This window comes from Flavobacterium marginilacus, from assembly GCF_026870155.1.
Classification (GTDB): domain Bacteria; phylum Bacteroidota; class Bacteroidia; order Flavobacteriales; family Flavobacteriaceae; genus Flavobacterium; species Flavobacterium marginilacus.
Genome location: NZ_CP113975.1, coordinates 3,869,161 through 3,893,249 on the forward strand (window position 1 = coordinate 3,869,161; position 24,089 = coordinate 3,893,249).

Sequence of the window (24,089 nt, forward strand, 5' to 3'; positions counted from 1 at the left end):
TCAAAACTTTTCATAAACAAACATTATGACATTAGATACAAAAAAAAGTACATTTGTTAAACTAGGAGAATTCTTAAGCCAATTTAAAGATGAAAACTGCAGCAAGAATGAAACTGTATTTGGCAATGATTTATTTTTTGACAAATTTACCGATTTAATTCAGCTTTCTCAATCTCATAATGGCTGGTATACCCCAGAACAAGTTCATTTTGCAATTGCCTCTTGGGCAGAAGCATTAACGGAAGAAAATCTAACAAAATGGCTTTCTAAATATGATTTCAGCACTGTAAAAACTAAGAATGTAGCCTTGATATTAGCTGGAAATATTCCGCTGGTAGGATTTCATGATTTCTTGTGTGTTTTACTGTCTGGACATAATGTCTTGGTTAAAACATCATCAAACGATCAGCACTTATTGCCATTTTTGGCCAATTATTTAATCGCTGCTGAACCAGATTTTAAAAACAAAATCACATTTATTGAAGGAAAACTGGAAAATTTTGATGCCGTAATTGCAACCGGTAGCAATAACACTGCCCGTTATTTTGAATATTATTTCAAAGACAAACCTTCTATCATACGAAAAAACAGAAATTCTGCTGCAGTATTAAATGGGGAAGAAACCAAAGAACATCTAATAGCACTGGGAGAAGACATTTTTAGATATTTTGGATTAGGATGCCGAAATGTATCCAAATTATTTGTTCCAAAGGGCTATTCTTTCGAACCCTTTTTTGAAGCTGTTTTTGAATATCAGGATGTGATTCATTATGAAAAATACGCTAATAATTATGATTACAATAAAGCGGTTTTCCTAATGAGTAATTTCAAATTGCTCGACAATGGATTTTTGACCATCAAAGAAGATTCAAGTTACAGCTCCCCTATTTCGAGTGTATTTTATGAATATTATGAAAATCTGGAGGATTTACAAAAGCGTTTAGACGATGAAAACGAACAGATTCAATGCATTGTAAGCAATAATCTTGTAAAAAACAGCATCCAATTTGGAACTACACAAAAACCAAATTTATGGGATTATGCAGATAACATTGACACCATTTCTTTCTTATTAACAATATAATTCAATCTTATTATATTATTACGAAAAATTTAATGATTATTCGTCTCCTATTTCCGAAATTTGCAGTCTTAAAATTCACTTTAAACTATAGTAATTTGTCTTATTTTAATAATTAATTGAAATTTGACATATTTTCAATAGTTATCAATTGAAAACAACTAAAAAAAGTTACAACACCATGAAAAAACACAACTACAGCGCAGGACCTTGCATTTTACCACAAGAAGTTTTTGAAAAATCAGCTCAGGCTATCTTAAATTTTAATGATTCTGGTTTATCACTTTTAGAAATTTCGCACCGTAGTAAAGATTTTGTCGCCGTAATGGAAGAAGCGAGAGCTTTAGTTTTAGAACTTTTGGATTTAAAAGACAAAGGATATCAAGCCATTTTTCTTGGAGGAGGAGCGAGTTTAGAATTTCTGATGGTTCCTTACAACTTAATGAAAGAAAACGGTAAAGCAGCTTATTTGAATACTGGTACTTGGGCTTCTGGAGCAATAAAAGAGGCAAAATTTTTCGGTACAACTACTGTTGTTGCTTCATCAGAAGAAGAAAATTTCAATCATATTCCAAAAGGATATACAATACCTGCTGATGCAGATTATTTTCACTGTACAAGTAATAATACCATTTTCGGAACTCAAATGAAGGAATTTCCAGAAACAGATATTCCAGTTGTTTGTGATATGAGTTCTGATATTTTTTCCAGAAAAATTGATTTTTCAAAATTTGATATTATTTACGCAGGAGCACAAAAAAATATGGGACCTGCAGGAACTACTTTGGTTGTTATCAAAGAAGAAATTCTTGGTAAAACCGGCCGTACCATTCCAAGTATGTTGGATTATGCAAAACATATCAAAGCAGACAGCATGTACAATACACCTCCCGTTTTTCCTGTTTATGCGTCTTTACTAACTTTACAATGGTTAAAAAAAATAGGCGGTATTGAGGCTATCGAAAAAATAAACGATGCTAAAGCCGCTTTACTTTATAATGAAATTGATAGAAATCCATTATTTAGAGGAACTGCTGCTGTTGAAGACCGTTCTAATATGAATGCTACCTTTTTATTGAATGATGAATCCCATGCTGCTAAATTTGACGAAATGTGCAAAGCTGCTGGAATAAATGGATTGCCAGGACATCGTTCTGTTGGGGGCTATAGAGCTTCTATGTACAATGCGCTTCCCCTGGAAAGTGTACAGGTTCTTGTTGATGTAATGAAAGATTTGGAAAGTAAAGTTTAATCGGTTAATCGTTTAGTTGTTTAATCGAAATAATCAAACATTTTAATTCAATTCTCAAAATAATAATTTATGTTAACCATCATCTAAACGATTAAACGGTTGACCAAATAAACACTAAATGAAGATATTAGCAAACGACGGAATTTCTAAAAGCGGTATTGATGCTTTAGAAAAATCTGGATTTGAAGTTATTACTACAAAAGTGGCACAAGAACAAGTTGCTAATTTTATAAACAAAAATGACATTGGAGTCCTATTAGTACGCAGTGCTACTAAGGTTCGGAAAGATATTATTGATGCCTGTCCGAGTTTGAAAATTATTGGACGCGGCGGTGTCGGAATGGACAATATTGATGTTGAATATGCCAAAAGCAAAGGAATTCATGTCATAAATACTCCGGCATCTTCGTCAGAATCTGTAGCTGAACTGGTTTTTGCACATTTATTTACAGGCGTACGATTCCTGCATGATTCGAACAGAAACATGCCTCTTGAAGGTGACACCCAATTTGAACAGCTGAAAAAAGCCTATGCCAATGGTATTGAGCTTAGAGGTAAAACCCTTGGGATAATTGGCTTGGGACGTATTGGTAAAGCGGTTGCAAGAATGGCTGTAAGCTTTGGCATGAAAGTTATCTACAGCGATATGGATGTTCCTCATAAGGACTTAAAAATCCATTTTTTTGACGGACAGACCATCAGCATATCACTTACCTCCCAATCTCTTGAATCGTTATTTAAAGAGTCTGATTTTATCACTTTGCACGTTCCTGCTCAAGACGGGTATGTGATTGGTGAGAAAGATTTTAAATTGATGAAAGACGGCGTTGGAATTATTAACTGTGCCCGCGGCGGTGCTATCGACGAAGTTGCTTTGATAGAAGCTTTGGACAGCGATAAAGTATTGTTTGCAGGACTGGATGTTTATGAAAATGAACCTAATCCAGAAATTACAATTTTAATGAATCCAAAAATTTCATTGACGCCGCATATTGGTGCTGCAACTGCAGAAGCTCAAGACAGAATAGGCATTGAACTGGCACATCAGATTATTCATTTATTAAACTAAACATTTAATTTAAAACCACATAGCGGTAAATTATTAACTCTCAATTAATAATTTACCGCTCCTTTTTTGATTATATTTGATATGAATCTTTAATCAAAAAATGATGTTTGAACAATTAACTCAGTTAGTACAGCAGTTTGGCCAGGATGCAGTTGTTAAAAACAGTGCAGTTCCTAATGAACATAATGAAGCTGTAATGGAAGAAGCCGGAAATTCTATCTTTTCGAGTTTACAACAAATGGCTTCCGAAGGAGGTGCCGAGAAACTTGCCGGATTACTCCAAGGAAATAATGCACAGGACTCTTCGAATCCAGCAGTTCAGCAGATTACCCAACAGCTTACAGGAAGCTTGGGAGAAAAATTTGGCTTAAGCAGCAGTGATGCGGCAGGGGTTGCCGGCAGTATGATTCCAAAAATACTTGGAGGACTAGTAGGTAAGGCCAATGATCCTAATGACAGTTTTCAGCTGACGGATTTAATCGGAGCTATTTCTGGAGGCGGTGCGCAAACCTCTGGAATAATGGATGCCATTTCAAAATACGGAACTCAATTTGGATTAGACCAAAATGCCGACGGAAAACTGGATTTAAATGATGCTGTTGCAGCAACACAAAGTAAAGGCGGTATTGGCGGACTTTTAGGAAAGTTATTTGGAAAATAAGGTTTATGCTATCCTAAAACTTATTATAAAAAACAGCTGTAAAACCTTAAACACATTTTTATAACACTTAAAAAATAGGTTATGAAAAATTCTATCTGCATATTACTTTTACTCAGTATAATAATTGCGTGCAGTACTTCCAAATCTAATGTTTCCACGGCAGAGAAACCAAAAGCCGCAAGCAGTAATGACACTATAAAAATAGTTAATGAAGAATTAGAATATGAAGTCATTATCATAGAACCTGGTTTTGATTTCTGGCTGCAGTCAACAGCATATCCCAGAGGTTATTATTCTCAAGGCTATATGGAAAACAAAAACAATTTTTATATTTTGGAATGGAACAGCCGCGTGCGCCAGCCGCAAATCTATCCGCCTAATTTATATGAAATGACCATTGATTATGATCCGACAATCAATTACGGATATGAAGTAAACTATCTTATTTACAATTATATGATTTATTTCCAAAACAAATACAACCAGAGACTTTATGGACGAGTTCCTCCCAGATAGAGTAAGCGGTTCTAAAATTTATTATAAAAAAACAGTTTTGTTTAAATTACCGAAGTTTTAAAATCACTTCAGCGATATTCCTATTTTAGCCACAAAAAATGATATTGTTTTTCGCGTGTAATACTGTTTTAAATACCAAAACCTGCTATATTTGTAAAAAGGAATTAAATTAATAATGAAAGGATTAAAACAGCGCTGGGGGCTCACATCCAATTGGCAATTGGCAATAATATTTGTGGTTTTTGCAATTACAGGATCAGCATCTGCGTGGCTTTCTAAACCTTTTTGTGTATGGCTGGGAATTGCCAAAGAAGATTTAGGCCATTGGTACACTCCTCTACGGCTATTACTGATTTTCCCTATTTATCAGGTTTTATTAGTTGCAATAGGTTTTGTTTTTGGACAATTTAAATTCTTTTGGGCTTTTGAAAAAAAAATGCTCAGAAGTATGGGGCTGGGATTTATTTTTAAGTAATAAAAAATCAGTCTTTAAGCTTTATCACCGCCACTTTTAATCCAATACACATATATCCAGGTTAATGTAAAGGATGGAATCACATCGGTAAACGGAATTATTTCTTCCAGAAAAGTTAAAACACCAGCCATTTTACCTACCCGGCCCTGATACATTCTTGTCATTAAAAAACCCGCCAATGGTGCCCAGACTATATCAATGTATTCAGCAAGCCCTGGAATTCCATATGAAACCATTCCGACAGCATCAAAAAGCAGTCCCAATAACAGTTTGTTTGTTTTCTGTTTTTCAAAAGCTGCTACTGTTTTTAAATTATTCATTTGCGTAAAATTGATTCAGATATAAAATTACAAAATCCAATTCGTATTACATAAACCTTGAAATTTGTATTTTTTAACTATTTCTGGATTAAATGCTTAATCAAGTACAAAGAAAAATATGTTAAAAACAGAAACATTATTGTCTCCTTCTGTCCATGCATGCAGAAAACAATATACGCTAATAAAATACATAATATTGAAAAACAGAATTATCATCAGCCCTTGTAAAAACTAATTGCTTGAAGAAAACCAAATGCAAAAACAGAGTTTGCGGCTAACCACCAAACTAATTAAAGCATCTTTAGTGCATTAGCTCAGTTACATAAAACCTCGAAAGCAAAATGCTTTCGAGGTTTTTTATTCTTCAAATTACAGTATTTTTTATCAAACTTTTTGTTTTAACATTTTTAATCTATAATTGTAGCACAATATGAAGAAATCAATGTTTCTTTTTGCTCACTGTTTTTTGAAACATAAATACCAAGTACCTTATTCAAATAAACAGTATTGGCACTTGTTATTTTTACATTCTCTTCTGGATAAGCAATATCTTTCCATTCTGCAAAACCAAAAGAGCCATTTTTATTTCGCTTTACTGTAACAAATGAGGCTCCTTCTTGAGTGCCTTGCATCCAATCGCTAGGCATATTATAACCATCATTAGTTTTATTTAGAGTAATACCTTCAAAATGAACATTTACTGTAGGTGTACTTTCGTTGTGATAGCTGAAGAATTGTAAATTACTGAATTTTCTTGTCAGGTAATCATAATCAACCAGAAAGGCTTGTGATACTGTATCTCCAATTTTACGGGCTGAATTACCTCCCGCCATAGTGTAACTATTACCTCCATTATGCCAAATGCCATACAATGTAGGAGCCTTTAAATCATCAACAATAAAGTCGATACATTCTTGTGTTTTGACATCATAAATAAAAGCATTAACATTAATTGTATTTTCATCTGCTGCATCAGATTGATAATTACCAACAGCCAGCCTTCCCATAACACTGTGCATAAAAACATTTTTGTTATTCCCATTATTAGGTGTCACAGTTCTCCATGTACCGCTGCCATCTATCGGACCATTATAATAAAAACCAAGATTATTTTTTGGACTTGAACTTTTAATATAAGCCCCCACAATTTCTACAGTACCATTTTCTCCATTGTTGGGTCCATAACAGGAAGTATTAAAAACAATATCATCATCATCTTCTTCGAGTTTGTATTGCAGCAGATGCCAGTTTTCAAGCTTGTCTGCATCTTCCAGTCTGCCTTTATAAATAAATCCCTGCCAGATGTTTTTAACTTCTGTCTGAACTTCCTGAGGCAAATCAATACCAACCAGTCCACCAGAAATATAGACTTCATGCTGTGATCCGGATACGGCTCTGATGCCTTCAATTATAGTGTGTCTTGATGTTATACCTAATGAGGGATAGTTAAAAGGGATATAATTAACCTCTTGTACTGTTATATTACTTTTTGTATGTGACATAATGTTTGTGTTTTAGAAAAGAATATTTATTCTGCTATACTATTTATTTGTTATTCATTGTTTAGGATGAAGGAGTGTTTACTCTTAATTTTTCAATTTCGAGATCATGTAATTGTTTCGCTAATTCCTTTTTAACTTCATCGTAGTCAGGATCATAAGCAAGATTCGTATACTCTGAAGGATCATGTACTAAATCATATAGCTCATATTGCTGAAAATAAGCATTAAAGGCATCAAAATAATAGGCATATTTCCAGTTTTCTGTTCTGATACAGCGAATACGATTGGCCGCTTTTACGATGTTCCAATTACTATTTGATCCTGCCTTTATATCATCATAAGTAAACAGTATACTGTCTTGTATTGGCTTTCCGTCTTCAATAATCGGAAGCAAACTGGTTCCTGCAAGTCCATCAGGCGGATTTGAAACATTGGCCAACTCTAAGAAAGTGGGCATGATATCTGCAAGTGTGGCTAAGTTCATCGAATTTTGTTCTTCTGGCTTATCAAACAAAATTGGATTTGAAATTACTAAAGGTACACGCAGGGCTTCTTCATAAGCTACAAAAGTTTTTTGACGCAATCCACCATGTGCTAATCCCATTTCGCCATGATCTGATGTAAAGGTTACAATAGCAGTATCTGCCAACCTTTGCCCATTTGAATCTTCTTTGTATAATTCATCAATAAAAAGACCGATCTCTTTATCTACTTTGGTCAAAAGGGATGCATAAAAATTGATGTAATTTAGTTTGTCTTCTGTAGAATTAATTTCGCCTAAACTAACTGCCATATTTAATAAAATCTGTTCTTGTACCATTGGCTTTTTATTAAGAAGCAAATGTTCATCAACAGTATCCGGCAATCCAACCTCTCTTTTTAACCAGCTTTCAGGATAATATCCAGAGGTTCCGGCTGTCTTAGGATACGCAAGAACATCATGCGGATTTACAAGAGACAATACTAAGAGGTAAGGCTGATGATGACCATTTTTTCGTTTCTCTTTTACTTGTTTCAAATATGCAATAGCTTCTGCAGTATATTTAGCATCATGATTAGCAAAGCCACCGCCAAAATTAAGAGGGTTAACATCTTCTCCCGCATCAGGAGCTACCCAGCCCATAGCACCGTACAAGGAAATATCGGCAGCTGTAAGGTCTTCATAATTCGTTTTAGTCCCGTTTGGAGCTACACCTTTACTCATGTGCCATTTACCCCGATACTGTACATCATAGCCATCTGCCCAAAGCGTATTCATTATATTAGGCAAAGAAGTACTAAGTGTGGGTTCCTGAGGAGATAATAAACCGCCTTCTGTAAGTGTCTGGCTTACACCATGTTTTGCAGGATAAATACCTGTAAACAAAGTTGTACGGCTGGGAGAACACATACAGGTGTTGCAAAAAGCCCTGTCAAAACTAAAGCCATTTTTCTTAAGAAATGTAAGTGTCTGGAGATTTTGCTCTTCCCATCCTAGTGGAAAATGCTGGGTTGCACGTTGCTCATCGGTTATGATGAGAATCAGGTCTGGTTTTGGACCTATTTTTTCTAGTTTTTGTTTAAAATCCATCCTATTTATTTATTGATTAGTTTCTAAAAGCAAATTTTTTTTGACCTTATGCTGTCTTAAAACATTTTGAAATATTTTTCAATTTAGGAAATTTCTGAAAAAAAATAATATCAACAAAGCGTATAAATACCTGAATTTAAAACAGATAAATAATTACTAAAAAATACTAATACTTATACAAATTGACTAAAATTCTATTATCGGGAGTATTCACCAGAAAAATATTTTGTCTGCAGAAATATTCTAATCATACTAAAATCGTGGCCGAAGTCATAAGTTAAAAATTGCCAAAGCCATTATAATATCGACAGAAACTTTTGTTTCTTTGCGGAAACAGTTTCAAACAATGATACACGCAAAAAATATACATAAGTTTTACGATCAGCTTGAAGTATTAAAAGGAGTAGATTTACATATTAAAAAAGGCGAAATTGTTTCTATTGTTGGAGCTTCAGGTGCAGGAAAGACGACACTATTGCAAATATTGGGAACACTTGACAAACCAAGTATTCCGTTAACTCCAAAAGAAGGAACTGAAATCGATAAAAACGCCATTTCATTAAGTATAAATGGTGAAGACATCCTAAAAATGAACGACAAATCATTGTCCAGGTTTAGAAATTTGAATTTGGGGTTTATTTTTCAGTTTCACCAGTTACTGCCTGAATTTACTGCATTAGAAAATGTGTGCATCCCTGCTTTTATTGCCAATAAATCCAAAACCGAAACCGAGAAAGAAGCCATAAAACTTCTAGAATATTTAGGTTTGGCTCACAGAATAAACCACAAACCAAACGAACTTTCGGGAGGAGAACAGCAGCGCGTAGCTGTGGCAAGAGCATTAATCAATAAACCCGATGTTATCTTTGCCGATGAGCCTTCTGGAAATTTAGACACCCATTCTGCCGAAAATCTGCATCAATTATTTTTTCAGCTTCGGGATGAATTCGGACAGACATTTGTCATAGTAACTCACAATGAAGAATTGGCCAATATGGCTGATAGAAAATTAGTTATGGTTGATGGTCAAATCAGCAATCCATAGCTAAAATGACTAAAACCGAACTCAAATCCTTCCTTGAAGAAAAAGTCATTCAATACAATACGCTTGATTTTATTGATAGCGACCCTGTCCAGATTCCGCATTTGTTTTCTCTAAAAGAAGATATCGAAATTGCTGGTTTTTTGAGTGCAACTATTGCTTGGGGCAACCGCAAAATGATTATAAAAAACTCCCATAGAATGATGGAACTGATGGGGAATTCTCCTTATGATTTTGTGATGTCACATACCGAAAATGATCTGGAACAGCTGGAATCATTTGTACACAGAACCTTCAACGGGCAGGATTTTGTTAGTTTTATAAAAGGATTACAGCACATTTATAAAAACCATGACGGTTTAGAATCCGTTTTCGAAAAATACAGGGAAACCGATTCTATGCAAAAAAGCATTTCTGAATTCAAGAAAATATTCTTCGAAATCCAGCATCAAAACCGAGCCCAAAAACACATCTCAGACCCAATGAACGGTTCTGCGGCTAAGAGGATTAACATGTACCTTCGGTGGATGTGCCGTCAGGACAATAAAGGTGTAGATTTAGGAATCTGGAAAAACATTTCGCCCTCACTCCTGTCATGTCCTCTCGACGTGCATTCCGGAAATGTTGCTAGAAAACTAGGCTTATTAACCCGAAAACAAAACGATGGAAAAGCATTATCCGAATTGGATGTAAAATTACGGGAACTAGATCCAAATGATCCAGTTAAATATGACTTTGCTTTATTTGGATTGGGCGTGTTTGAGGGATTTTAATTTTTTTTCTTCAAACTAAATCTATGGACTAAAAATACATAGATTTGGCTATCGGACTTAAAGCCTGCATGCAGATAGTCTTCAATTATGAAGTTATCATTCTCATTTGGTTTTCTGTAATGTTCCAAATATTGATTCACTATTTCATCTGTCATATTACCAGTACTCCAACATATTCTATAAGACATTAATTCAGACCACACGGCATTCGCATTTAAAAAAAAATAAACACGAATTTCACCAATTAACACTAATTCTTATCAAAATTGAAACCAAATTTTACAAATTTTTACAGCTTAGAAGATTTTGTAAATGAATAGCAATCTTAATTCGTGCAAATTAGTGTAATTAGTGTCAAAAAATTTTAAAAGCGAATGCCGTGTTCACGCCACCGATTTAATTATTTTTTCAATAAACAAAAATTTATTTATAAAAATTTAATTACATTTTTTTTGAAAAAAAAATTCCATTCCCTCTCCTTCTTTTAACCTTCAAGAAATACTTGTCGTTCTTTCCAATATTAGGAATTGTGCTACTCACAGGAATCCGAACATACATCCTCTAACAAAGTGTTTTTATATTATTTTATTAAAAAACATCTGGAATAATCATTATCTTTATGTAGATTTTTTTTTATTAAATACCAAAAACCAGTAATGTCTTAGTTTTTGTATCTTACCAAAACACAAACTCATTTAATGGATGTATTAATATATTATTTTGTCCTAATCGTTTTATCCGTATTGATATGTGGATTTATTCTATTAATATCTGTATTAATCATCAATAGGTTTCGATACGATTTATTCAAACCAAAATTTGATGCCGTCAAAAGCGACATAGGCAGTTTTCTAACCAAAATGATTTTTTCTCCTTTTGACGAAGCACAGTTTAAAGCCGAAATTGAACAGTTCAAAAAAACAATTCCTTTTGAAAAAAAATGGTGCAGAAAATTAATCCTTAATGAAATTATTTTTTTGAAACTGAATTTAAAAGGTGAAGTAACCAACACTTTCCATTTTTTATATGAACAGTTTGATTTATTTGAATATACCAAAAGACTCTTGAACAGCCATTGGTTTTATTTAAAATGTTCTGGAATGTACCAGCTGGAATCTTTGGAATACAAAAAAGGAATTTCATACGTCACACCTTTTCTAAACCATAAAAACAGAGATGTAAAATCAAGTGCTTTTCTATCGCTAATATCATTGGAACCGGATAAACTGGAAACTCTAATCAATTTTTCGCATCAGATCACGATTGCCGAAGAGATAAACATAATGGATATTTTACATCAGAAAAAAACAAAAATGCCAGCCAATTTGGATCAATGGATTATTTCGGATAATGACACCATCATAAAATTAGGACTTAAACTAATGATGTTTTACAATTACACGAATAAGAATAAAACCATAATTCAATTATTAAAGCATCCAAATAAATCGGTGCGTTTTGAAGCTATTGCTGCTGTTAACTTTTTATACATTTATGAAGCTGAAAACGTTTTGATTGAACGGTTTCAAAGCGAAGATACCCAAAACAAATTAGAAATTTTCAATGCTCTTTCCATTATTGGAGCCGCCGATTCTGAGAATTTCATTTCACAGTTATTAAAAAATAAAACAGACGAAAATATCAAACTGGAAGCGGTATATTGTCTCAATAAAATAAACAGTAATTATTTTGAAAATCACTTTTTGGATAACGAAGATGTACTGCAAATGGTAAAACACGTAAAAACCCCTTATTTATAATGCGGAATGATATCCTGAACATATACATTTATTTCATAGGCGCTTTTTCGTTTACCTGTGTCATCTGCATTGCAAAATTACAAGTCAAAATTCACTCTTTTTAAACAGACATTATGATGAAAACACTATTAGATATGTATGAAATATTTGTTGGATTTTTTTCCATCACATATATTTTGTGCTATATAGTATTTGCTTTTTTATCCTATTATGCCATAAAAACATACCTCAACACCCAGCATTTCATTCCGTCCAACGTATTGATAAAATCGAATCACATACCTGGAGTGTCCGTAATTGCGCCTGCATTCAACGAGGGAGCAACGGTGGTTTATAATGTAAAATCACTGCTCTCACTTACTTATCCAAAATATGAAGTGGTCTTGATTAATGATGGAAGTTCCGATGATACACTAGAAAAACTGATACGCGAATTTGAGTTAGTCAAAGTCGATTTCTACTATGAAGCCAAAATCCCAACCGGGCCAGTTCGAGGGCATTACAAATCGACCAATCCACTGTATTCAAAACTTTTGGTGGTTGATAAAGAAAATAGAAAAAGCAAAGCCGATGCCTCAAATACAGGAATAAATTCAACCAAATACCCGCTGATATTATGCACCGATGTAGACTGCATCTTAAAAAATGATGCCGTAATAAAACTAGCAAAACCTTTTATTGAAAGCGAAAAAAGGGTAATTGCAACCGGAGCCGGCATCCGAAGTTCCAATTCTTGTGAAGTAAAGGATGGTTTTTTGGTAAAAGTTCATTTCCCAAAAGGCTGGTATCCGCGTTTTCAGGAACTGGAATATGTAAGAGCATTCCTGTTTGGGCGTATGGCTTTGAGCCAAATCAACAGTTTACTATTGGTTTCGGGAGGTTTAGGAATGTTTGACAAAGAAATTGTAATCAAGGCTGGCGGTTATTGGCACAAATCATTGGGTGAAGATATGGAACTCGTGATCCGAATGCGGAAATATATGTACGATAACAAACTTCCGTTTTTAATAAAATACATCCCAGAATCACTCTGCTGGACCGAAGTTCCTTCGACCAAAACCATCTTAATCCGTCAGCGGATGCGCTGGGCCAGAGGATTGATTCAAACTTTATACCTGCATCGAAATTTGGTTTTTAACCCAAAATATAAAAAAACGGCTTTCTTCATAATGCCTTATTTTATTATTTTTGAGTTTATGATTCCAATTATGGAAGTTGTTGGAATCCTTGCTACCATTCTCTTTTTCATATTTTTTGAGGTCAACTTTTTGTTCTTTTTTTATATTACATCTCTGGTTTTCATATTCTATCTGATACTCACGATTGTTTCGATTTTTCTGGATGACGTCATTTATAAAAACTACGCCAATACTAAAGAAATAATCGTTTTAATTTTAATGTCCATTATCGAACCCTTGTTTTATCATCCCGTAAACACCTATGCTTCCCTGAAAGGTTATTACCATTTTATAAAACAAAAAGAACAAAACTGGGGAAATATGCAGCGACAGGGCTTTAGTAAAAAACCTGAAAAACAATTTAATATAGAAAAGAAGAACCCAGTCTCAATAACTAAAATCAAAATGAAATCTCACTACTTAAAATACTTATATCTTACTACTTCGCTAATAGCTGCCTTTTGGCTGTCGAGTTTGTTTGAAATATATTCAAAAGTATCAAATGGGATTGAAATTCCTAATATTGGTACGGATATCTGCTACAAACTAATTAATGATTTTTGGTCTGTCATAATTATAAGTGTAATTCTTTTGCCATTATTTCTGCTAATTGGATATATACGAAAAACATTTTCCATACCATTTATGAAGGTGTTTTTTACTCTAATTGTACTCATTCAATTTGCATTGATAAAATACAGTTCTACTACGCTTGTCAACTTGGGTGCCGATTTATTAGGCTATTCATTTTCGGACATGTATCTCACGGTAACAGCATCAGAATCAATCTCTTTTATATTCTTTTTGCCATTTATTATCATTCCGCTGTTATATTTAGGAATCAATTTTGCTTTTACAAAATTAGACAGCAAACGTCCGGTTTTAATTATTATGCTGACATTACTTCTTATTGCAGGCAGTTTAAAATTATTTCTTCCTGATTTATCCGATAGCAGATATGAAAATAAATTAGCGTTTCTAACAAAGGATATTATTCGGCTTGAAAAAGATAAAAACTTAGCCGGCAATGGACAGAAAATCAAATTCAAATCGGAATATCCAATGCTGAAACCTTTCAAATCGACACCAGATGTTTTGGCTCCTTATTTTAACATTACCGATGAAAAACCAAACATTGTTTTTATTATCGTTGAAGGTTTAGGAGATGAATTTATTGGTAAAAATAAATACGCAGGATTCACCCCTTATTTGGATTCAATGATTTCAAAATCATTATATTGGGAAAATTTTTTAAGCAACGGAGGAAGGACTTACGCTGTCCTTTCATCATTATTGGGTTCACTAACCTATGGCGAAAAAGGATTTTTGGAACTAAATCCGCTGCCTTCACATTTGTCTGTAATAAATATACTGAAAGCCAATAAATACACCACCTCTTTCTATTCTGGCGATGATTCCAGTTTTGATAGAAAAATTCTTTTTTTAGAGAAAAACGGTATTGATAATATAACCGATAAAAATAAGTATGGTACTGGATATACTCAAACCAAAGCAAATTCTGAAGGTTTCTCCTGGGGATATCCTGATGCCGAAATTTTCAAGAAAGCATTGATCGAAACTGATAAAATAAAATCACCCCGACTGGATATTATACAGACACTTACCAATCACGAACCTTTTGATTTCCCGACAAAAAATGAATATTTGAAAAAAATTGACGGCATAATTGCTGCGCATCCAAATCTCAGCTCTCAAAAAGAAAATATCAATTCTTATAAAGACATTTTTGCCTGTTTGAATTATACCGATAATTCAATCAAAGAATATATGGAAGCCTATGCCAAAAGACCCGATTATAAAAATACGATCTTTATAATTACCGGCGACCACCGTTTGATACCGATTGAACAAAAAGATAAAATATGCCGTTTTCACGTGCCTTTATATATTTTCAGCCCAATGCTCAAGAAGGCTGAATCTTTTAAATCGGTTTCTTCACACTGGGACGTTACGCCAAGTTTGATCTCTTTTTTATTTAATAATTACAAATTCAACAAACTGGATCAAACTGCCTGGATGGGTAAAGGACTTGACACTGCAAAAGAATTTAGAAATTCCCAAGACATTCCTTTGACTCGAAACAAAGGAACTATTGATGATTTCATTTACAAAGATTACATGTATTCAGGAGGCGGACTGTACAAAATAAAAGAGAACTTTGATACCGAAAAAATCAGTGATGATGCTGTTTTAAACACAATATCTGAAAAATTTAATGCTTTCAAACAACTGAATGCCTACTTAACAAAGAAAAATAAAATCATTCCAAAATCATTGGATTTAAACAAGCAGCAAGATTATCAGTTTTCAAAAGAAGAGCAGATCACTATTAATAAATTGACAAAAGGGCTGAATAGTGACCAAATTTTCATAACCGCCAGAGATTTGGCTGGCAAAAAAGACTACAAAACAGCTCGGTTACTTTGCGATTTTATACTCAATGAACTGCCTAATTATACTGATGCACAAATATTAAAAGCCAAAACATTGGGCTGGGAAGGAAACTTTAAAAAAGCAGAAGAACAATTGCTTATTGTAATCAAAAATGCGCCATTTTATGACGAGGGTTATTTAACTTTGATGGATGTCTATTGGTGGGACAATCAAAACCAAAAAACCATAGAAATAGGTAAACTTGCATTATCAAAAGGCATAAAAGACCCTAATATCAAGACAAAAATGGCAAGGTCTCAAGAAATAATAAACAAATCAAAAAAACAAAAGTAGATGAGTAATCATATAAAAAGCGAATATAAAAATTTTCGGAAAATTTATATTTTTCTTATTGTAACGTTATTTTCAGGCACGTTTTTAATGATTGGACAAGAAAAAGCATTCAAAGGCGACCCCGATGTGTCGTTTAAAACGGCTCGTGATCTGGCTTTCAGTAAAAATCGAAAGCAGGCACAAGACACACTGCTCCATATCCTGACAAAATATCCCGATTATCATGATGTACGTGAATTTTTAGCCTCTACTTATGCTTGGGATGGAAATTATGAAAAAGCAAGGGCCGAATTTCAAAAAATTTTAGGAAAAGATTCAAAAAGAAAAACCACATGGGCAGCAGCCATTAAAAATGAAATGTGGGCAGACAATCCTTTTCTTGCTTTAAAGTTATCCCAAAAAGCATTGAAACATTTCCCAAAAGATACAGAAATACTGAACCTGCAAAAAAGTGCTCAAGAAAGCACCATGCTTCCTACTGTTGCCGCTGGCGCAGTACAAACGATATCAAGTAAGATTCCAAACGATTCTATACCCAAGGAAACTAAATCGAATTTAGAAAAGACAGTTCGAAATAATACAATCGGTGTTTCTTCTGAAATCGATATTTACTCGGAAGTGTATGATCCTATGATTTACAATGCTATAAAATATGGACGGCAAACCAAGTACGGAAGTATCATTGCCAGAGCAAATATCGACAGAAGACTTGGTGAATACGGGACTCAGTTCGAGGTAGATTTATATCCAAAAATTGCAAAAGGAATGTACGCCTATTTAAACTTTGGTGTATCAGGTTCGGATTTATTTCCTGATTATAGATATGGCGCCGAAATTTTTAAATCGCTTCCCAAAAGTTTTGAAGCTTCTATAGGACTTAGAGCATTACAATACGACACGACCACTATGATTTATACAGGTTCTGTAACTTGGTACAACGGGAATAACTATTGGTCCTTTCGTCCTTATTTTACTCCCGGGGACAACGGTTTAAGCACTTCAGGAACACTTTCGTTCAGAAAATACAGAAGTGATGCTGATAATTATTTCGGAATCAATGCCGGAATTGGAATTTCACCAGAACTTAATCAGAATTATTTCTATGCAAATGATAAACGAATTGTGAATCTTAAATCCCAAAAACTGAATGTTGGGTATTACTTTTCTACCAGCAATAAACAAAATGCATGGGGAGCACAGCTTGGAATTATTCATCAGGAAATTCCATTCGACCAAGGCAATTTTTTCTGGATTTCGACGCTTTCATTGTCATGGGAAATCCGATTTAGGTAATAACATTGGTACATTTTTGCAAAGCATTTTGCGGTTTAGTCAGGTAATCAAATAAAATTAATTTGGGCTTGCCCTCACAGGCCAGCTTTCCTTTCTCGCCTTTTTATCAAAAAAAAACGATTATAGAGGTTTATTCGTTTTATGTGATTTAGGATTTTTCCAAATATTTATAAATAATATCCCTTTTGTCTCAATAAAAAGAAAATATTGCGGGTTTTGTCTCGTTCAAAAAAGACGACATAAGACTCGTATGTTTTATATAGATAGCTGTAATCGTAAATTGCTAAAATCTGCCAGCCATCTTTCAAAAACATATTATATCTCATTCCTAATCAATCAGGGCATTCTCTTTTAAAAGTTTCTGACACGAATTACACTAATCTGCACGAATTAAGATTGCTATTTAATTACACAAAATATTCGAAACTGTAAAAGTTGTAAAATTTGATTTCAATTTTGATAAGAATTAATGTTAATTGGTGAAATTCGTGTTTATCTTTTTTTAAATGCAAATGCTGTGCTAATCAATAAGAGTTTTGCCTCCTTAGTTTCAAAAAACCTATCTTTGCACAAAATTTAAATACAAATGAGTACTTTCGAACAATTCAATCTCCCTAAATCTGTACAAAAAGCAATAGACGATTTAGGTTTTACATCGCCAACTCCTATTCAGGAAAAAACTTTTTCTGTAATAATGTCAGGCCGTGATATGATGGGAATTGCCCAAACAGGTACTGGTAAAACATTTGCCTATTTATTGCCTCTTTTAAAATTATACAAATTTACTCCGGGACATACTCCAAAAATTGTAATTTTGGTACCAACCCGCGAACTTGTTGTTCAGGTTGTGGAAGAAGTCGAAAAACTGACTAAATATATGTCGGTTCGTACTATTGGTATTTTTGGCGGAGTTAATATTAATACCCAAAAAACTACAGTTTATCAAGGATGTGATATTTTGGTTGGAACGCCTGGACGGGTTATGGATTTGACATTAGACAATGTGATTCGTTTTGAAGAAATGCAAAAACTGGTAATCGATGAGTTTGACGAAATGCTGAATTTAGGTTTCCGTACACAGCTGACAGCGATCTTGGCTATGATGCCAAAAAAACGCCAAAATATTCTCTTCTCGGCTACCATGACTGATGAAGTAGATACTGTTTTGAATGACTATTTTGATTATCCGGAAGAAGTGACTCTTTCACCATCGGGAACACCTTTAGAAAATATTACACAAATTACTTATCAGGTTCCTAATTTCAATACCAAAATAAATCTTTTAAAACACTTATTACAAAACAATGAAGACATGAGCCGTGTTTTGGTTTTTGTGAATAACAAAAAGATTTCGGATATGGTTTTTGACCAAATTGAGGAAGATTTTCCAAATCAGTTTGGAGTAATTCACTCTAATAAATCGCAGAATTACCGTTTGAGTACGATGGCTGAATTTCAGGAAGGAAATCTTCGCGGATTAATCACCACTGATATTATGGCAAGAGGTTTGGATATTTCAAACATCACGCACGTCATCAACTTCGAAATGCCGGAATTACCAGAATTGTACATGCACCGTATTGGTAGAACTGGTCGTGCCGATGCAACAGGAACTGCCATCAGTTTCATCGCTCCCCGCGAGGAAGAATCAAAAATCGCGATCGAAATTTTAATGGATATGGAAGTGGTTTATGAAACTTTCCCTGAAGAAGTCGAAGTTTCGGATAAACTAATTGGCCCTGAAAAAGACAGACAGCCGATTAAACTCCTATTCAAAAAACAAAAACTGGAAGGAGACGGCGCTTTTCATGAAAAAAGCAAGAAGAACCAAAAAGTCAATTTAGGCGGCCCTGGCGTTACCAAGAAAAAAACACATGGTTCTGTCAATAGAAACATGCTGAAAAACCAAGCTAAGAAGCGTAAGAATAAAAAGTAATATGACTATCCGTTAATAATACCAACCCAAAATTTTGTCGGTTTATTAAAAAACAAAAGTTTTTCCCTTAAAACCATTAAGTAATTAAGGTTCATTAAGCCTAAAAACTTAATTTTCTTAATATCTTAATGGTTAAAAATATATTACTTTTTTTGGTTCGCTTAGCGGACAGTCATAAAAAGTAAATTCCAAAGCCTAAAAATGAGTTACATTTTTAGGCTTTGGAATTTAGATATTTAAAAGTAACTCCTCTAGCGGAAAATGGTCAATTACACTATTCCCATAATGTGCTATTTGAATCTCTTTGTCTTTACCAATTAAAAAATCAGCTGGAATTTGATGAAACGTTCCTTCCACTTTTCCTCCTGCCTTAAAACCTAATTGAATTGCTTCTGACAAATGCTGAAATCCCTTAACAGACATTGTTTGCATTGTTTTTAACCAAGATGGACGTACTTTATAAAGATTGTACAAATCCCTATTAGTATCAGCAATGATTGTGAAGTTAAAATTGTGACGATCTGCAATACTTACTTTTAGACTTTCTGCAGGCGATTCGAAAACAGTTATCAATTTTATTCCCTTTTTATCAATTGCCTCCTTATGCTTCATAATTTTAGAAATTTGAAGATTGCACATTGCACATTCAGCGTAACGAAAAAAACTCAACAGAATTTTTTGATTTTGGATCTGAGCCAAATCTACAGTATTTCCAAAAATATCTTTGGCAACAAACAAAGGCGCTTTTTGTCCTGAAACTAATTTCATAATCAATGATTTTTAAATTTTACAATCACAAATTTGAAATTTTAAAAATCCATTCTTCTTGATTAAAATCAAGAAATCTTGGCTCGGATCCTACTCAAGGTTTCAGGTTTCATCATAAGGTAAGAAGCAATATATTTCAAAGGTATTCTATTAATAAGATGTCCGCTTCTTTTAATAAATACCGAATATCGCTCGTGGGGTTTTAATGTAAGCAGCTCCACTTGTCTCTGAATATGTCCTGTCAAAGTATATTCTAACATTGACTGATACCATAATGCAATTTCAGAATTCGCATGAATTAACCGCATTAAATCAGCTTTGGCAATGGCAATCAATTCAGTATCCAAAATGGCTTCAATACTCATCAACGAAGGTTTCCCTTCTATAAAAGCCTGAAAACAGGTAATTAATGAATTTTCATAACCAAAACCCAAATTAATTTGTTCTCCATTTTTATCAATTACAAACAAGCGCACACAGCCTTCTTTCACAAAGTATAAATTAGAATCCTGCTGATTAAAATTCAACAATAACTCTTTGGATTTAAGCCTTTTGCCCTTTTTCCAAAATTCTAATAAAATCTCAACTGAATCAGCTCCTAAAACTGATTTTTGGGATAAGAACTGTGATAATTCAGTCTCCATAATTATACACTTATTTAGCAAACACCAAACAGACGGGTGAACACAAATCAAATCTTTTCTTAGTATCAGTAAGCGTTCCTTTACTTTTGTTAATCTTAAAAATAATAATGTCATTGGTGTATTGATGTGCAACCAAAAGAAATTTGCCCGTTGGGTCAATCGTAAAATTTCTTGGGCCTTTACCTAAAGTGCTTACCTGCCCTTTCAGTGTTAACTTCTTTCCCTTTCCTGAAATTTTAAATATAGAAATGTTATTAGCATCACCTCTGTTTGAAGCGTATAAAAATCTTCCGCTTGGCGAAACGTGAATATCAGCTGAACTGAAAGTGCCGCTGTAATCCTTTGCTAAAATGGTAGTTTCGCCTATTTGAGTCAGCTTTCCTTCTTTATAGCTAAAAGTAGTCAGCGATCCGTCCAATTCCTGTAACAGATAAACATATTTCCCTTTTTTACTAAATATTAAATGTCTTGGCCCGCTTCCTGCTTTTACCGAAACACTGTCTTTTAAAACTAAAACATCATTCGTAGCAGTTGGGTTATAACTATAAACATATACCTTGTCGTTTCCTAAATCATTGCTCAAAACGTATTTTTTATCAGGCGAAAAATAAACCATATGCACGTGTGGTTTTTCCTGTCTAACAGTATTCGGCCCTTTACCATAATGCTGAACAACCTGCTTGGCTTCTGTCAGACTGCCGTCAGCATTTTTTCCAAAAACCGATATATTTCCACCCGAATAATTAGCCGTAATAACATTTTTATCATCATTGATAAGATAGCACGGATCGGCTCCTTTGGAACTTACACTATTGATAAGAAGTGGTTTTCCGCTTACCGGATCAAACGAAAAAGAACTCACAGTACTTTCTCCGCCGTTTTCATTTACTGCATACACAAATTTTTCGTCTTTGGAAAGCGACAGATAACTTGGATTAACAATACTGTCTGATGATTTTTTTAATCGTATCTGGGCATTATTGGTGTCAAATTCATATACGTAAATCCCTCTGCTCGAACACGAATTGGTGTAAGTCCCAACAAGAAGATTGACTTTGTTTTTTTGCGCTTTTATTGAAAAAAAAGAAAAAACAAGAAGAAAAAAAAGAAAAGCTTGTTTCATTTATTTATGATATTGATTTAAATTTATAATTGTATTTGTTATTGACATTATTATTTGTCGTTATTATTTATTGTCTAAAAGTTTTTTGGCTAGCAACATTACCTCCTGCTGTGCCACTTTCAAAATACAATGCTGTTTCTTTTTTCATTTTTCTAAATTGAATATAAAAGAGGAAATTCCACATTTAACACATTAAAAAACAATAATTTATTTGGCTTATATTTTTGTAAAAAGCTAAAATACTTATTTTCTTTCAGAATTGCCCTATTTACAGGCTATTTTGAAAAATAATAACAACTGCATAAGAAACTGTCAACAAATTTGTATTTTTGACTCACAAAATTCGGCGAAGCCCATTTTCATTAACTCCGTGAAGCAAACAAAATCTCAGAATGCATTTTAAACACCCCGAAATTCTATATTTTTTGTTCTTATTGATTGTTCCAGTTTTGGTGCATTTATTTCAATTAAGGCGTTTTAAAAAAGAATATTTCACCAATGTCCGTTTTCTGAAAGCTCTTTCGATTCAGACCCGAAAAAGCTCCAAAATTAAAAAATGGCTGCTTTTGGCGTGCCGGCTGCTTTTACTTGCGTTTATTATTCTTGCGTTTGCACAGCCTTTTTTTGAATCCAAAGACAGTAAAAATGCCAGCAACGAAATGTACATTATACTCGATAATTCGTTTAGTATGCAGGCCAAAGGAAAAAAAGGCGAACTGCTAAAACGTGCCGTTCAGGAACTGCTGGAAGAAACACCTGAAAGTGCCGATTTTTCTTTGCTTACCAATAATGAAAACTATTGGAATACCGATATAAAGACCATTCGAAGCGAACTGCAAAATCTAAAATACAGCGCAGTTCCTTTTCAATTGGATAATATTCTCGCAAAGGTAAAAGCGCATAAATCAGCTTTCAAAAAAGACATCGTTATCATTACCGATGCGGTTGGCTTAACGGTAAACCAGTTAAAAAACATTGGAACCGATAACATTCCGTATTTTATTATTCCAAAAGCGGAACAAAAAAATAACGTGTCAATCGATAGTGTATTTATCCGCCAGACACTTGATGATTTTTACGAATTAAGTATCAACACAACAAATTACAGTGATGATTTCAAACCCATTTCTGTGGCTTTGTACAACCAAAACAAATTGGCTGCTAAAACAATTATCAATTTTAAAAACAAAAAGGAAACCATCAATTTCACGATTCCAAAACAGGCTTTTCATGGATACGTTTCGATAGAAGACAATGACTTGACTTATGACAACAAGTTGTTTTTTAGTATTTCAAAAATTAAAAAAACGAACATCATCAGCATTGGAACTCCAGAAAAAAACAATTTCCTCTCCAGAATTTACACTAATGACGAATTTAATTATAATTCATTTGCGCTGAACACTTTGGATTATAACAGCATAGAAAAACAGGACGCTATTATTTTGAACGAGCTTGATGAAATTCCGCAGGCTCTGCAGACTACATTAAAATCATTTGTAAACAAAGGCGGAAATCTGATTGTAATTCCATCTGAAACGGCTTCAATTTCGAATTTAAATACGCTGCTGAACCAATTTGGCACTACACAATTTCAATCATTAGAAACAAACGAAAAACTGATTACCAAAATCAATTTCAGCCATCCATTATTTGCAGGTGTTTTCGAAAGTAAGACCAATAATTTTCAATATCCAAAAACGAAAAAAGAATTCACTGTTTCGGGTACAAGTCCTGCGGTTTTAAATTTTGAGGATCAATCTCCGTTTTTAACGGGAATCCGAAATGCCGTTTCCTCAGTTTATGTATTTTCTGCACCGATAAATATTTCAAATTCCAATTTTCAGCAGTCACCTTTGATTGTTCCCGTATTTTACAAAATGGCTTTGAGCCAGTTAAATAACGGCATAAACGCCAATATAATTGGCAACAGCAGTTCCTATCTTGTTTCTGTTTTATTGTCCAAAGATGAAATTCTGACTGTAAAAAATCAGGAGGAACAATTTATTCCAGTACAGCAGTTACTGAATAATAAAGTACAATTATTCTTTAATGACTATCCTGAAAAAGCAGGTAATTACACGATTTACGATTCCAAAAATCCAATAGAAAACATCAGCTTCAATTACCCAAGAACCGAGAGCAATCTCGATCAGATAAACGATAACCTCCTATCCGGATATAAAACCAGCGATTCAATCGCAACGATTTTTGACACCTTACAAACCAGCCGGACAGACAATCAGATTTGGAAATGGTTTATTATCTTTGCGATGTTATTTTTAGCATTGGAAATGGCAGTTATCAAGTTCATGAAATAATTTTTTACCATTAAGAAATTAAGTTCTAATGTTATAAACATATTTTTTTATTATTTC

General features: G+C 33.8%; 19 protein-coding genes and 1 pseudogene. 13 read left to right on the plus strand and 7 right to left on the minus strand.

Annotation, left to right across the window (positions count from 1 at the left end; all coding sequences use genetic code 11):
• Positions 1 to 25: 25 nt before the first annotated feature.
• From OZP07_RS15985 to OZP07_RS16010, 6 genes are all read left to right on the plus strand, one after another.
• A complete protein-coding gene (locus OZP07_RS15985; RefSeq protein ID WP_281635892.1) occupies positions 26 to 1,084 on the plus strand; it encodes an acyl-CoA reductase in 1,059 nt (352 codons plus the stop codon).
• 178 nt (positions 1,085 to 1,262) lie between these two features.
• Positions 1,263 to 2,333: a 3-phosphoserine/phosphohydroxythreonine transaminase gene (gene serC, locus OZP07_RS15990; RefSeq protein WP_194639374.1), complete on the plus strand. Its 1,071-nt coding sequence runs from the start codon at positions 1,263 to 1,265 to the stop codon at positions 2,331 to 2,333.
• Between the two features lie 118 nt (positions 2,334 to 2,451).
• Complete coding sequence (locus tag OZP07_RS15995; RefSeq protein ID WP_281635893.1) at positions 2,452 to 3,402, plus strand: D-2-hydroxyacid dehydrogenase; 951 nt, start codon at positions 2,452 to 2,454, stop codon at positions 3,400 to 3,402.
• Positions 3,403 to 3,502: 100 nt separating this feature from the next.
• Positions 3,503 to 4,063, plus strand: coding sequence for a DUF937 domain-containing protein (locus OZP07_RS16000; RefSeq protein ID WP_281635894.1), 561 nt, complete (start codon positions 3,503 to 3,505; stop codon positions 4,061 to 4,063).
• Between the two features lie 81 nt (positions 4,064 to 4,144).
• Complete coding sequence (locus OZP07_RS16005; protein ID WP_194639380.1) at positions 4,145 to 4,579, plus strand: DUF6146 family protein; 435 nt, start codon at positions 4,145 to 4,147, stop codon at positions 4,577 to 4,579.
• Between the two features lie 175 nt (positions 4,580 to 4,754).
• Positions 4,755 to 5,054, plus strand: a complete 300-nt coding sequence (locus tag OZP07_RS16010; protein WP_281635895.1) for a DUF6787 family protein — start codon at positions 4,755 to 4,757, stop codon at positions 5,052 to 5,054.
• A gap of 14 nt (positions 5,055 to 5,068) precedes the next feature.
• On the opposite strand, the gene OZP07_RS16015 is transcribed toward OZP07_RS16010, so the two are convergent.
• The 3 genes from OZP07_RS16015 to OZP07_RS16025 all read right to left on the minus strand — a co-directional run bounded on the left by OZP07_RS16015 (position 5,069) and on the right by OZP07_RS16025 (position 8,446).
• The gene (locus OZP07_RS16015) at positions 5,069 to 5,374 is read right to left on the minus strand and encodes a hypothetical protein (RefSeq protein WP_194639384.1); all 306 of its coding nucleotides are present in this window, start codon (positions 5,372 to 5,374) and stop codon (positions 5,069 to 5,071) included.
• Positions 5,375 to 5,781: 407 nt separating this feature from the next.
• The gene (locus OZP07_RS16020) at positions 5,782 to 6,876 is read right to left on the minus strand and encodes a hypothetical protein (RefSeq protein WP_281635896.1); all 1,095 of its coding nucleotides are present in this window, start codon (positions 6,874 to 6,876) and stop codon (positions 5,782 to 5,784) included.
• 61 nt (positions 6,877 to 6,937) lie between these two features.
• On the minus strand, positions 6,938 to 8,446 hold the full coding sequence (locus OZP07_RS16025; protein WP_281635897.1) for a sulfatase family protein: 1,509 nt from the start codon (positions 8,444 to 8,446) through the stop codon (positions 6,938 to 6,940).
• 346 nt (positions 8,447 to 8,792) lie between these two features.
• Here OZP07_RS16025 and OZP07_RS16030 point away from each other — a divergent pair, with 346 nt between their 5' ends.
• Both OZP07_RS16030 and OZP07_RS16035 read left to right on the plus strand, forming a co-directional pair.
• Positions 8,793 to 9,491, plus strand: coding sequence for an ABC transporter ATP-binding protein (locus OZP07_RS16030; RefSeq protein ID WP_194639386.1), 699 nt, complete (start codon positions 8,793 to 8,795; stop codon positions 9,489 to 9,491).
• A gap of 5 nt (positions 9,492 to 9,496) precedes the next feature.
• On the plus strand, positions 9,497 to 10,261 hold the full coding sequence (locus OZP07_RS16035; RefSeq protein WP_194639387.1) for a TIGR02757 family protein: 765 nt from the start codon (positions 9,497 to 9,499) through the stop codon (positions 10,259 to 10,261).
• An 80-nt stretch (positions 10,262 to 10,341) separates the two neighbouring features.
• Here the strand turns inward: OZP07_RS16035 and OZP07_RS22275 are convergent.
• Positions 10,342 to 10,434: pseudogene (locus tag OZP07_RS22275) on the minus strand (IS200/IS605 family transposase); the annotation flags it as partial.
• A 525-nt stretch (positions 10,435 to 10,959) separates the two neighbouring features.
• On the opposite strand from OZP07_RS22275, the gene OZP07_RS16040 reads away from it, so the two are divergent.
• From OZP07_RS16040 to OZP07_RS16055, 4 genes are all read left to right on the plus strand, one after another.
• Positions 10,960 to 12,021, plus strand: a complete 1,062-nt coding sequence (locus tag OZP07_RS16040; RefSeq protein ID WP_194639388.1) for a HEAT repeat domain-containing protein — start codon at positions 10,960 to 10,962, stop codon at positions 12,019 to 12,021.
• 113 nt (positions 12,022 to 12,134) lie between these two features.
• Positions 12,135 to 15,947, plus strand: coding sequence for a sulfatase-like hydrolase/transferase (locus OZP07_RS16045; RefSeq protein ID WP_281635898.1), 3,813 nt, complete (start codon positions 12,135 to 12,137; stop codon positions 15,945 to 15,947).
• On the plus strand, positions 15,948 to 17,240 hold the full coding sequence (locus OZP07_RS16050; RefSeq protein ID WP_281635899.1) for a YaiO family outer membrane beta-barrel protein: 1,293 nt from the start codon (positions 15,948 to 15,950) through the stop codon (positions 17,238 to 17,240).
• A gap of 586 nt (positions 17,241 to 17,826) precedes the next feature.
• Positions 17,827 to 19,176 (plus strand): DEAD/DEAH box helicase, encoded by a 1,350-nt coding sequence (locus tag OZP07_RS16055; protein ID WP_281635900.1) that lies wholly within the window; start codon positions 17,827 to 17,829, stop codon positions 19,174 to 19,176.
• Positions 19,177 to 19,404: 228 nt separating this feature from the next.
• Here OZP07_RS16055 and OZP07_RS16060 read toward each other — a convergent pair whose 3' ends face one another.
• From OZP07_RS16060 to OZP07_RS16070, 3 genes are all read right to left on the minus strand, one after another.
• The gene (locus OZP07_RS16060) at positions 19,405 to 19,944 is read right to left on the minus strand and encodes a peroxiredoxin-like family protein (protein ID WP_281635901.1); all 540 of its coding nucleotides are present in this window, start codon (positions 19,942 to 19,944) and stop codon (positions 19,405 to 19,407) included.
• 68 nt (positions 19,945 to 20,012) lie between these two features.
• Complete coding sequence (locus tag OZP07_RS16065) at positions 20,013 to 20,588, minus strand: Crp/Fnr family transcriptional regulator (protein ID WP_281635902.1); 576 nt, start codon at positions 20,586 to 20,588, stop codon at positions 20,013 to 20,015.
• A 10-nt stretch (positions 20,589 to 20,598) separates the two neighbouring features.
• A complete protein-coding gene (locus tag OZP07_RS16070; protein WP_281635903.1) occupies positions 20,599 to 21,711 on the minus strand; it encodes a lactonase family protein in 1,113 nt (370 codons plus the stop codon).
• A gap of 392 nt (positions 21,712 to 22,103) precedes the next feature.
• Here OZP07_RS16070 and OZP07_RS16075 point away from each other — a divergent pair, with 392 nt between their 5' ends.
• Positions 22,104 to 24,032: a BatA domain-containing protein gene (locus OZP07_RS16075; RefSeq protein WP_281635904.1), complete on the plus strand. Its 1,929-nt coding sequence runs from the start codon at positions 22,104 to 22,106 to the stop codon at positions 24,030 to 24,032.
• Positions 24,033 to 24,089: the final 57 nt, after the last annotated feature.